General features: G+C 45.1%; 9 protein-coding genes, 1 pseudogene and 1 riboswitch. Of the genes and pseudogenes, 5 read left to right on the plus strand and 5 right to left on the minus strand.

The annotated features are described in order from the left end of the window. Window positions 1-486: response regulator (locus AC805_RS06625; RefSeq protein WP_072143542.1), on the plus strand; the 486-nt coding region annotated here is incomplete at its 5' end. Window positions 487-677: 191 nt separating this feature from the next. On the opposite strand, the pseudogene psbV reads toward AC805_RS06625, so the two are convergent. The 4 genes and pseudogenes from psbV to AC805_RS06645 form a co-directional block, all read right to left on the minus strand. Continuing rightward, window positions 678-947: pseudogene (psbV, locus tag AC805_RS06630) on the minus strand (cytochrome c-550); the annotation flags it as partial. Between the two features lie 549 nt (window positions 948-1,496). Beyond that, window positions 1,497-3,194, minus strand: a complete 1,698-nt coding sequence (locus AC805_RS06635) for a DUF3352 domain-containing protein (RefSeq protein ID WP_055074686.1) — start codon at window positions 3,192-3,194, stop codon at window positions 1,497-1,499. A 42-nt stretch (window positions 3,195-3,236) separates the two neighbouring features. Next, complete coding sequence (locus tag AC805_RS06640) at window positions 3,237-4,265, minus strand: ABC transporter permease (protein ID WP_055074687.1); 1,029 nt, start codon at window positions 4,263-4,265, stop codon at window positions 3,237-3,239. A 157-nt stretch (window positions 4,266-4,422) separates the two neighbouring features. Beyond that, window positions 4,423-5,520 carry an ATP-dependent 6-phosphofructokinase gene (locus AC805_RS06645; protein WP_055074688.1) on the minus strand — a complete coding sequence of 366 codons (1,098 nt, stop codon included), beginning with the start codon at window positions 5,518-5,520 and terminating at the stop codon, window positions 4,423-4,425. A 394-nt stretch (window positions 5,521-5,914) separates the two neighbouring features. On the opposite strand from AC805_RS06645, the gene AC805_RS06650 reads away from it, so the two are divergent. Together AC805_RS06650 and AC805_RS06655 are read left to right on the plus strand one after the other, a co-directional pair. Further along, window positions 5,915-6,127, plus strand: a complete 213-nt coding sequence (locus AC805_RS06650) for a hypothetical protein (RefSeq protein ID WP_055074689.1) — start codon at window positions 5,915-5,917, stop codon at window positions 6,125-6,127. 3 nt (window positions 6,128-6,130) lie between these two features. Further along, complete coding sequence (locus AC805_RS06655; protein WP_055074690.1) at window positions 6,131-6,709, plus strand: aspartyl/asparaginyl beta-hydroxylase domain-containing protein; 579 nt, start codon at window positions 6,131-6,133, stop codon at window positions 6,707-6,709. Window positions 6,710-6,901: 192 nt separating this feature from the next. Here AC805_RS06655 and AC805_RS06660 read toward each other — a convergent pair whose 3' ends face one another. After that, complete coding sequence (locus AC805_RS06660; protein WP_055074691.1) at window positions 6,902-7,822, minus strand: branched-chain amino acid transaminase; 921 nt, start codon at window positions 7,820-7,822, stop codon at window positions 6,902-6,904. Between the two features lie 463 nt (window positions 7,823-8,285). Between AC805_RS06660 and moaA the strand changes: the two genes are divergently transcribed. Then, window positions 8,286-9,269, plus strand: coding sequence for a GTP 3',8-cyclase MoaA (moaA, locus tag AC805_RS06665; protein ID WP_055074692.1), 984 nt, complete (start codon window positions 8,286-8,288; stop codon window positions 9,267-9,269). A 293-nt stretch (window positions 9,270-9,562) separates the two neighbouring features. Beyond that, window positions 9,563-9,659, minus strand: a riboswitch (cyclic di-GMP riboswitch). Window positions 9,660-10,186: 527 nt separating this feature from the next. Then, complete coding sequence (locus tag AC805_RS06670) at window positions 10,187-12,298, plus strand: TIGR00300 family protein (RefSeq protein WP_055074693.1); 2,112 nt, start codon at window positions 10,187-10,189, stop codon at window positions 12,296-12,298. Window positions 12,299-12,385: the final 87 nt, after the last annotated feature.

Here is a 12,385-nt window from a genome sequence, read left to right on the forward strand (position 1 = left end):
CCCGATCTGGTCATTCTCGATTTATCTATGCCCGTTATGGATGGCTTTGAGCTATTGAAACATTTACGGAGCGATCGGAGCTTGCGTCACCTAAAGGTTATTGTCTCATCGGCTTCCGTATCCAATATCGATCGCCAGTTGAGTCTCGAAGCGGGGGGCGATGATTTCCTCGCCAAGCCCGTTCATGCTGAAGATTTATTCAATGCTTTAGCCACCCATCTCCAACTCACTTGGAATTATGAAGAAACGGTAACACAGGTTAACGATGCTGAGCCAGAGATAATTGCTCCCGATCCTGTGGATTTACGAATCTTGCTAGAGTTAGCACGAGATGGCTTAATCAAAAAAGTGACGGAAGTGGCAAAGGAAATCGAGCAAAAGGATGCCCGCTATCAACCTTTTATCCAAACAATTCTGCAATTTGCTAAGAAGTTTCAGTCAGAAAAAATCGAGGACTTGATTCAAAAACACCTACACAATAAGTAACCAAAAGCAGAGAGAGTAATGCCCGCTACGCGGGCGTTACTCTCTGCTAGGCTTAGCTACTTAAAGGTATTGTCATACTTTCGTGAATTGGTATCACTTCCCCGAAGATGAGTGGCGGCGCTTCGCGCCGCCACTCATCTTTGGGGATTCCTTACCTTGCTATAGCCCGATCGCGTTAAATACTCAGTCAATTAATAATATATTTTGCCACCACCCCATTTGATACCAGCAATTTTAGGCTGAAGTAGAATATGACCTGTAATACTTTCCAGATCTTCATCAGTGAGATTTCTCATTTGCGAAAAAATTTCGGAACTCTTGATGCTTGGGTGAAGTTCGGAGATTTCGATCTCTCCATCATAGGTAGTAGGATTTTTGAGATAGTCTACCAAACCTTCAAGATTATTGTGATTAGGTAAGGTACCTGATAAATCTTCTGGTGAAAGTCCGGCGTTTTGGTTACACCCTTAAAGCTCAGAAGAGCGTACCGATCGCATAGCGATTGGTACGCCCTCTAGTTTTAGTTTTAATTATGCTGAAATAATCATGCTTAACATATAAAACAATAGGGTGTTTGCAAAGCGATCGCCGTAAGCATCATGACTAGGGAGTGGGTATTAAAAAGGCTGTCTTTCAAAGAAAAGATTTTCGATATTGTTCTGAAAAATGTTCGGGACTGGGAGCATTACTAGTGAGCGATATTCTCAAGGCAAAAGAGTCCCCTAGCGAGTAGGGGACTCAGAAAATCACTACAGAATACAACATAAAGTTGCTTTATTTCCAATCGATTCTAGATCCCCTAGCGAATAGGAGATCTAGAATCGAAATCATCAACGCTATAGGTACCGCTATTTTGTCAACAGCAAGGAGTAGTTGTGGCAAGTGCCATCATGGAGAACAAAAAAGAGAGTGAAATCAGTGTTATTCAACTAATCTCTCTATTATCCATTTTTGAAACAACACCGCCAAAAAAGGGGGGCGCTTCCACAAACCATTGAGGATTGCTATAATTATTTAAGAAATAATTCAATTTCTCCATTAAATATATCTGTAGAGCTACTTTCATTGGTAAAAGTATTAGTAAAAGAGCCTGATTCTAGATGTTTAATAATTTTAACAAGAGAAGTATTGTTGATTTCTTGAGGAATTTTGTTCCAAAACTTAAGATCTGAGATGCTTGTCTGCAACCAAGAAAACCCAAAGCTATTATTAATATATCCGTAGTCCGAAAGGTTTTTTGGTAACTCAGCTACGATCTTTTTAAAGTCTTTTGATGAAGCAATTGAAGCGCTATTTTTGATCGTTAATGCCGATTCTAAAATTTTCAGTGAATTGGATAGATATAGATAGTCTTTGGTTTGGGTATGCAAGGCGATCGCTTTGCCAGATACTTCACCATTTTCGCTATTGTCCGACGCGATGAGCTTTGTCCAGACTGTTACAGGCTGCTGTTCGAGCGATATTTCCCCCACAGTTAGTTTATTTCTGGCTAGATCGTCGAGGGACTCGATCGCCGTTTTTGCGGTCTCGGCATCTTCTACTTTGGCGACTATTAGCCAATCGGGATGGCTATGGGGTTGAGGAATCAAGGCGATCGCGTAGTCACCTTGCGCCCATGTCAAGGCACTGCTCTCTAGAGGAATGGGAGCGATCGCTTTTGCCAAGAGGTTTTGCCATTCAGGGGCAAGTGTTTTCTTTAAACTTGCTACGGTTTGTCCGAGGTTAGTCCCAATCACGACCGAACTTCCTGAAGGAATGACACTCGCCATATTTCCCAAGGTCTTTTGAGAAGTTTTAGGTTCTGTTGATTTATCTGTTGATTTATCTGTTGATTTACTTATAGATTGATCGGGCGAGGTTTCAGTACTTTGATTGGCGAAGATCAGGGAGGTCTTTGCTTTGATACTAGCCTTATCAAACCGCAAATCCATTAACAAACTTTCTTTGGGTAAATCCTCTCCCAGTTCGGCAAGATTCACATAGGCAACAGCGACCTTGCCATTATTTTTATCAAGAATGGGCGCTTGGCGAGCGCGATAGGTATCGAGGCTCGCCAGCGCTAAGTCAGGCGATCGCCATGTGGCGATTACCTCTTTTAAGACCCTCGAATCGTTCGCAAATAGGACAAATTTACCTAAAATAGTACCCGCGATCGCTGGTCGATCTTCGGCAAAACTGCTCAAAATTGAAACGCCCTGATATTGCTCAAAGCCCAAATCAGAGCCATTTACCGCTAATCTTTGCCAAAATGCATCAATACTTGTTTTGGCAAGATTGCTATCCTTCGCGGCAAAAGCTAATAAATAACCAGATTGCAATCCATTATTGGGTTGGCGATCGAGATCGGTATCGGTTAAGGCAAGTGTAATTTCTTGATCGAGCCAAGGCTGAATATCGCGATCGTAGTCAAGCAACCAGTTTTGTTGCAATTGTTGTTTGAGGGCTGCCACGGCTTGGCGCACTTCGCGACGTTCGCTAGGCTTGACGGCTAATTGAGAAAATAACTCTAGGCGATCGGGATTGATCAAAAAAGACCAAAATAATGGCGATCGCTGGGGCAAAAAATTAACGGCTTGGGGCTGGGTTTTCACACCCAGTAAAACATTCTGTGGATTCGCACCCAAAACCTTTGCCACCGTGCTAAAGCTTAGTACCAGTAGCAAAACCCCAACTACCGCAATCCCAACAAAAACAGATTTAATTTTCATAAAGTTAGCTAGTACCGAAAAATAAGTTTTGGGTGGTGCAAGTTAATATCGAATCCTCGGATCGATCCAAGCGTTAATGATGTCTACGAGAATACTCGCAATCGTGACGATGATTGCAAAAAATACGATTATTCCCTGTACCACGGGATAGTCTCGTCCTGAAATCGCCTCAAACAAACGATTAGCCAATCCCGGCCATGAGAACGTCACCTCGGTTAAGACTGCTCCACCTAACATCGAAGCTAGGGTCAAACCGAGAATCGTAATTACGGGAATCATGGCGTTTTTGAGCGCATGGTTAAATAAAATAGCGCTAGGATTAATTCCTCTAGCCTTGGCAGCTTCTACATAGTCAGATTGCAAAGTTTGTCTCAGATTCACCCGTACAATCCGCTCAAAAATGCCACTAATGACGATTCCCAAGCTGGTGGCGGGCAAGATCAGATACTGAATGCTCGTCCAAAAACTATTCCAATCACCTTTGAGCAGCGCATCAATGGTATATAAACCAAATACATTAACGGGAGGCTCTGTGCTGGCAGGAAATCTCGTCCCGATTGGTAACCATCCCAGTTGTACTGAAAATATCAATTGCAAAATCATCCCTACCCAAAAAAGCGGCAGGGAATAGGTAATAATCCCAAAGAGTCTCCCGCCCACATCCCACTTGGTATTTGGGCGTAATGCTGCCACGATTCCGACTGTCAAGCCGATCGCCAAAGCAATGAGCAAGGCATATATGGCTAGCTCGGCGGTAGCAGGGAAAAAGTTTTTAATAATTTGCCAGACAGTTTGCTCGCGTGTACTAATTGACTTACCCAGATTAAAATGGAGCAGATCCTTCATATATTCCCAGTACTGGGAGAACAGAGAACCCGTTAATCCGACCTGTTCGCGAAGCGCGACTTTTACTGATTCGGGAGCGCGAGGACCTAAAATCGCATCAATGGGATCGCCTGGGGTCGCTCGCATTAACAGAAAGACGATGGAAGCGATCGCCCATAACATAATCGGGGCAAGTAGCAATCGCGCCGAAATGTAATAGAGCAGAGCTTTGAGGCGACTAGACATAGGCTGAAGCTTTAACTAGACAAATTTCTTAACTATAGCGCTTTGCGTTCTCAGCGCGATCGCAAAATGTAAAAAGTAGCTAGCCCGAAAACCTGTAGCGCACGCTGCGCGTGCGCTACAGGTTTTCGGGCTAGCTACTTAACACGAGTGGCAATAGCTAAGAAATAAGTTGATCGATTTCTCCCACATAAGTACCCAAGCCGATCGCCGTTCGCACCAACGTGCCATGCACATCCACCGCGCTATATTGAGCGATCGCCTCCTCAATCGGAACATCGATGACTTCGCGATTTACCCATGCCACCATGCGATCGTATTTGTTTTGGGAGATTAAATCCACTGCTGCTACGCCGAAAGCTGCGCCAAGAATGCGATCTAGCGGCGATGGCGTACTGCCTCTCTGCACATGTCCCAAGATCGTAACGCGGCTCTCCATGCCCGTGCGGATGCTAATTTGATCGCCAAGATATTGACCGATACCACCATAGAGGGTCTGTCCGAGACTATTAGTGTACTTAACGGGCTCCCCCGTTGGCGTTTTGACTGCTTCCGCCACCACCATCGTGCTGAAATTAAACCCTCTCAAGGCTCGATTCATCAGGCGATCGCATACTTCATCGAGGTCGTAGGGAATCTCTGGAATCAACACGACATGAGCACCTCCCGCAATTCCCGCACTCACAGCGATATGCCCTGCATCCCGTCCCATCACTTCTAGGATCATGACGCGACTATGGCTAATTGCCGTATAGGTCAGGCGATCGAGGGCTTCCACAGCAACCGTCACAGCCGTATTAAATCCGATTGAGTTTTCGGTTGCCCCCAGATCGTTATCAATTGTTTTCGGAACGGCAACCAAATTCATATTTCCCTGCTGGGCAAGGCGACGCAGGATCGCCAAACTCCCATCGCCACCGATACCAATTAGCGCATCTAAGCCCAGCTTGTGATATCCCTCGATTACTTCTGCGGCGCGATCGACAATCGAGCCATCAGTCATCGGATAGGCAAAGGGATTTCCCTTATTCACGGTTCCTAAAATTGTGCCTCCATAACGAAGAATTCCTGAAACTTTTTTCATGTCGAGTAACTCCGCCTCGACTGGGCGATTCATTAGCCCTTGGGTTGCGCCCTTAATGCCATAGATCTCCATATCATAGTCACGAGCCCGACGCACTACAGCCCGAATTACGGCATTTAGTCCACCACAATCACCACCACTCGTTAAAATACCAATGCGTTTAGGTTTTGTCATAAATCTTTGCAAAATTTCTTAAGGTCGAGCAGGCGATGAGGAACGACCTTATTTAATAGCGATCGCCCATCACTGCCAAATTATGCTACTCAGATGCGACCGATCGCCGCGATCGTCTCTATACAGATTCTGGTATCGCGCTAACGGTCAGACTCAAGTGCCGCCTATTCTTACCGATTTGGCACTACCGAGATTCTAAATATTTGTAAACTTGACAACTGGACATAATTAAAAACCAAAAACCCCTGTGGCTCTCTGCGCGTGAGCCACAGGTTCTAATTTTTCGTAGTTAATCGCGCCTAACTACTTAGTAGGGTGTAATAGGGTAAAACTTTGGCGTATTTTCGATAGTAAACTTACCTTTTAAAAGCAATAGGTAAGCATGTAAACAAATATGTATCCTACAGATCCTGATTCTAAATCTGATGCCTCCAACCAAAAACCTTCTCTTTTAGTGGAGATTGGTAGGGGATGGGAATGGGTAGTTTTCTCGGTAAAAGTTTTGAGCCGTGTGGGCGGTCCCGTTGAAATTGCAAAAACAATTGGTAATTCTGTAAAAATTTTAGCCATCCGTACACTTAAGCAATGGGGAGTTGGAGGCAAGTAATATATGTACAAAAATAATTCAGACTATGAATTTATCCAGCCATTAGAAGAAAATTGGCAAGTCATCAAGCAAGAACTAGAACAACTCAGCAGTAACGATTTTCTCGATTGGCCAGAAAAACATCTCTATGGCAAAGGTTGGCAGACCTTTGGCTTATACGCTTTTGGCATGAAGCTTGGCAAAAACTGTCAGATTTGCCCAGAAACCACTAAACTGGTCGAAAAAATCCCGAATATGGTCACCGCTGGTTTTTCTTCCCTCGTCCCTGGAACACATATTGCGGCTCATACTGGCTATCCCGATGGGGTTTTGCGCTGTCACTTAGGATTAATCGGTTGTGATGGATGCAGCCTGCGGGTTGGCGATGAAATTAGAAATTGGCAAGAAGGGAAATGTTTCGTGTTTGATGATACGACTGAGCATGAAGCTTGGAATCGCGGCGATCGCACGAGGGTAGTTTTACTAATTGATTTCAAACCTGATAGCCCGATCACTGAGACAAAAGAGATAGAGAAAGGGGCAAAGACTGATAGTAAAGGCTTTTGGCAAACTATTAAGGGAATAGTGGGCGCAAAATCATAGGCTAATTAACGCTATAGCCATAGCCATTGTCGTTAAGACCTAAAACCCAAAATAGAGTTGCGGCGCGTAGCGCCGCAACTCTATTTTGGGTTTTGGGCTTGTCCTAACATAACTGGCTACCTCTATAAATTGAACCAAGAAGGCGACGCATTGCGTCGCCTTCTTGGTTTTAAAGGATGTTTTGCAAGGAGTTTAAACTTTAGTCAGCCAATGGTGGTAATCGGGAAGAAGCCCATGCACAGCTTTGCTGTATAGATCGCGAAGTTTCTTGGTGATTTCCCCGATCGCACCATCGCCTACGGGACGATGATCGAAACTGGTAATGGGGGCAAGTTCAGTAGCCGTACCGACAAAGAATGCTTCATCCGCAATATACAATTCCGTGCGATCGATCGTACGGGATACGGATTCTAGCCCTAGTTCCTTGGCAGCTAGTTCTATTACCGAACTGCGGGTGATGCCCTCAAGGATGTTATCGGTGATCGAGCTAGTGATTAATTTGCCATCTCTTACCAAAAATAGATTCATGGCGCTTCCTTCCGCTACATGCCCTTCATTAGTTAAGACGACGACATCATCAAACCCCGAAGCATAGCCATCGGTTTTTGCAAGGGCGGTATTTACATAAGCACCATTTACTTTAGCGCGAGCAGGAATGGCGTTATCATCTAAGCGCCGCCATGAAGATACACCTACTTTAATGCCATTGCTAGTGTCGAGATAGCCATCCATAGGCACGCTGAACAAGCAGAAATCGTCGTGGGTATGGGGAACCTTGAGAATCGGTCCAATCCGCAGGTCAGACTTATAGATAATCGGACGTAAATAGGTCGCTGAGTTACAATGATTGCGATGGATCAGTTCTTTGGTGATATCGATCATTGCATCAATATCTAGAGGATGCTGCAACCCGATAATACGACAGCTCTGGATCAGTCGTTGATAATGTTCTTTGAGGCGAAATGCCGCCATGCGGTTTTCTTCAGGTAACCAATACGCCTTAATCCCTTCAAATACAGCCGTACCATATAGAAATGCGTGGGTGCGGACGTTAATTGTGGCATCTTCGAGGGGTACGAATGTTCCGCGTATATAGGCGTACTGTGAGGTCATGGTTTAACACATTTTGATCGTTTGTTTTCTTATCATAATACTTGGGACAAATACTTAAGTAGCTAAGTATAAGTAAACTTACAACGCTTTGCGCTTAAACCCAAACCAAGGAGATTGCTGAAAGCGTTGCAAAGCAACGCTTTCAGCAATCTCCTTGTGGTTCTGTAAAACCTAGAAGAGAGTGCCGCCCGCGTAGCGGGCGTTACTCTCTCTGGTTTTGGATTTTATAGCTACCGCCAACTGTATCAGGACATAAAACCCAAGATCTTGTTGTCGCGCTCCGCGCGACAACAAGATCTTGGGTTTTAATTTTGTCCTAACAAGACTGGCGGTAGCTATAATTTCGCCAAGCTACTTAGAACCAAGTAAAGATCCAGAGAATAGGGGTTCTGACTTTAAGCCCTAAATCGAAGTCCTTTATGATATATGCAGAGATCGCTATCAGTGACAAGGACAAAAATCTGTGAACACCGTTGACTACCTTCGCATCAGTCTGATCGATCGCTGTAATTTTCGCTGCACCTACTGTATGCCTGAAGGAGCGGAGGTCGACTATATTCAGGCTCAAGAGAGCCTCACCAATGGAGAGTTAATTACTCTTTTAAAAGAGGTATTTATTCCGCTTGGATTTAAAAAGTTTCGGCTGACGGGAGGAGAGCCCCTACTACGTCGCGATCTGGTGAATTTGATAGAGGCGATCGCCAATTTGTCAGGGGTGGAAGATTTATCGATGACCACTAATGGTTTTTTGCTGGAAGATTTGGCAAAACCTCTTTACGAAGCTGGTTTGCGAAGGATCAATATCAGTCTCGATTCTCTAGATCGGGATGTATTTCGGCAAATTACGGGGCGCAATCTCTGGGAAAAGGTATGGGCAGGAATCCTTGCCGCCTATGAGGTTGGCTTCGATCCGCTGAAGTTAAATGTTGTCGTCGTCCCCGATGTCAACGATCGCGAAATTTTAGACCTCGCCGCCCTAAGCATCGATCGTCGCTGGCATATCCGATTTATTGAATTCATGCCCATTGGTAATGACCATCTATTTACCTATAAAGGTTGGGTGGATTCGGCAACGCTGCGACAACAAATTGGCGATCGCTATGGCTTGGATGCGGGTAAATGTAAGGGAAATGGTCCCGCCGATGTATTTCAGATTCCCAACGCTAAGGGAACTTTAGGCTTTATTAGTCAGATGTCCGAGTGCTTTTGCGATCGCTGCAATCGGATGCGGCTGTCAGCGGATGGGTTACTGCGTCCATGTTTATTAAATGAGTTAGGACAGATCGATCTCAAAACATCGCTGCGTCAGGGCAAGGATGCTGCGGAGTTGCGCATCGCGGTCAGAGAATTACTACAACTCAAAGATGAAATTAACTTTAAAGAACGCGATCGCGGAACTGGCGATCGCCAGAGTTATTTCCGTACGATGTCCCAAATTGGTGGCTAATATCAATTCTCAAAATGGCAACGCCATTTTGAGAATCGCAAAACCTGACTGGGTTTGTTTTTTAATTCACTAAAGTGGGATCTCACTTTTGTGACTTGGTATAAAACCTACAGCGCTTTGCGCTCAAACCCAGACCAAGGAAATTTGATCGATAATTGCTGTAAAAGAGAGGTGCGGCAAGAATTGCCGCACCTCTCTTTTGGGGTCGCGAGACTTTCTCAAAAAAAAAGCAACAAAAAAACTCGCAACGCGAGCTTTTTTGTTTATTTGGTTTTAGAAATACAAAATATCCCTTCGGCATCAGCAGCCACCATACCGTATGTGTAGCGGATAGCTCTAGGTCTACTGATTTGCGCTTACCCCTTTCGGAAGTAATTGCCATTTCGGGGATACTAGACCCACACGGGGGGGAATAGGATGGGTCTGATAGTAATGTATACTAATTCAAATATATATGCAATAGTTTGCAATAGTTTTTTTGGCAATATTCAAAAATCTAAGTAACGTGAGTGCGGGATAATTTGAAACGGGCTTTGAGAAAGGGTTTGCGTAGCAAACCCTTTCTCAAAGCCCAGCATTAGAAGCCTTGCTTAGCAAGGCTTCTAATGCTGGGCTTTGAGAATTTGTCAAAAAATTTGTCAGAAAATTTGTCAGCTTAACTCGAACTGACGTTAAGTAATATCTAATTAATAAATGGCGTAGCCATTTATTAATTAGATATTACGGGGTAATTATCAAGAGATGATAACTTTTAGAGACGCTTTCAGTATTGGGCATTAGGTATGATTAAAGATTGGCACCTTAGCAATTGTTTGGTGCAATTGTTTGGTGCAATTGTTCGGTGTGATTGTTTGGCAAATTTTGGTAGCTGTCATCGTGCCAAATTTTGCGTTCTCCCCAATTATTTACTTTGATTTATGACTGCCCAACTGAATTATCTGATGTGCGCCCCCGATCACTACGATGTAGATTATGTGATCAATCCTTGGATGGAGGGCAACGTTCACAAATCTAGCCGCGATCGCGCTGTGGAGCAATGGCAAAAACTGTATGAAGTCCTCAAGGGGCTAGTCAATGTTGAGCTAGTGCCCCCTGCCAAGGGCTGGCCAGACATGGTATTCACTGCCAATGCTGGATTGGTATTAGGTGACAAGGCGGTGCTGAGTCGTTTTTTACATAAAGAACGCCAAGGCGAAGAACCCTACTTCAAGGCATGGTTTGAGTCTAAGGGATTTACCGTGTTTGAATTGCCCAAGGATTTACCCTTTGAAGGTGCAGGTGATGCCCTATTCGATCGCTCAGGTGGTTGGTTATGGGCTGGCTATGGTTTCCGTTCAGAACTAGATGCTCACCCCTACCTTGCCAAGTGGTTAAATGTCGAAGTTTTATCCCTACGTCTGATTGATAATCGCTTCTATCATTTAGATACCTGCTTCTGTCCTCTTACTGACGGCTACTTACTCTACTATCCTCCTGCTTTTGATTCCTATTCCAATCGCTTGATTGAAATGCGGATTCCTGCGAATAAACGGATTGCGATCGAAGAGGCTGATGCTGTCACCTTCTCCTGTAATGCGGTGAATGTCGATCGCCATGTGGTGATGAATAAAATCAGCGATCGCCTCAAGCAGCGTATTAACGATGCTGGGTTTAATGTGATCGAAACGCCGCTCACCGAATTCCTCAAGGCAGGTGGAGCCGCAAAATGTTTAACCCTGAGAACCATCGAAGTTCCCATTGCTAGTGAACTAGCCGATGTCGAACCCAGTATTGTGGAAGCCAGAATTGTCGAACTAACGGGACATTTACTCGATTCAGGGATTATTAACCGTGCCCTCGATTTGGTAACGGATAACGGCGGCAGTTTCCAAGTATTAGAATTCAATCTCGGCGAACAGAGACAAAGCACATCTTTGGCAAAGATTCGGATTTCAGCTCCCTCCCATGACCTCATGGAAACGATTATGGGCGAACTGATCGAAATCGGCGCAGTTTTACAAGATCGCGATACCTCCGATGCCAATCTGGAGCCAGTATTACAGGATGGAGTCGCCCCTGATGACTTTTATGTATCCACCATTTATCCTACCGATGCCTGTGTTGATGGTGAATGGCTCCGCTGCAAAAATCAGCGCATGGATGCAGCGATCGCCATCAGCCCCGATGGTAAAACTGCTACCTGCAAGCTGTTGCGCGATCTCGTCGTAGGCGATCGCGTTGTTGTCGGTTACGATGGCGTGCGGACGGTACGCAAGCCTGAAGCCAGAGATACTGCCAAGAAAGAAGAATTTTCCTTTATGGGTGCAGGGGTATCTAGCGAACGTCGTGTCGAACTCGTGGTCGAACAAATCGCATGGGAACTTCGCCAAATTCGCGATCGCGGCGGCAAGTTAGTTGTCTCCTGTGGTCCCGTAGTCGTGCATACTGGTGGTGCGCCCCACCTTGCCTACTTGATTCGTGAAGGCTATGTGCAATCGATGCTCGGTGGTAATGCGATCGCCGTTCACGATATGGAACAGTCCTCGATGGGAACTTCCCTTGGTGTCGATCTCAAGCGTGGGGTCAGCGTCAAGGGCGGGCATCGCCATCACCTAAAGGTAATTAACTCCGTTCGTCGCTATGGCAGCATTCACAGGGCTGTGGAAGCTGGTTTTGTGAAGACTGGTGTAATGTACGAATGCGTTAAAAACGATGTTCCCTTTGTCCTCGCTGGTTCTATTCGCGATGATGGTCCTTTACCTGACACGATAATGGATCTATTGGAAGCACAACGCCTGTATAGCGAACAAATTCGCGGTGCAGATATGATTTTGATGCTTTCCTCGATGCTGCATTCTATCGGTGTGGGTAACATGACTCCCGCTGGTGTCAAGATGGTCTGTGTGGATATCAATCCTGCGGTTGTGACCAAGCTTTCCGATCGCGGTTCCGTGGAGTCCGTGGGCGTAGTTACCGATGTTGGGTTATTCCTCAGCTTGCTAGTACAGCAGTTGAAGAAGCTCGATAGTCCTGTATCTGTTGCGGTTTAGGTTATAAATTACGAATTATGAATTACGAATTTAAAAATCTCAATTCGTAATTAACGTGAGTTCGGGATAATTTAAAACGGGCTTTGA

This window comes from Pseudanabaena sp. 'Roaring Creek', from assembly GCF_001402795.1.
Classification (GTDB): domain Bacteria; phylum Cyanobacteriota; class Cyanobacteriia; order Pseudanabaenales; family Pseudanabaenaceae; genus Pseudanabaena.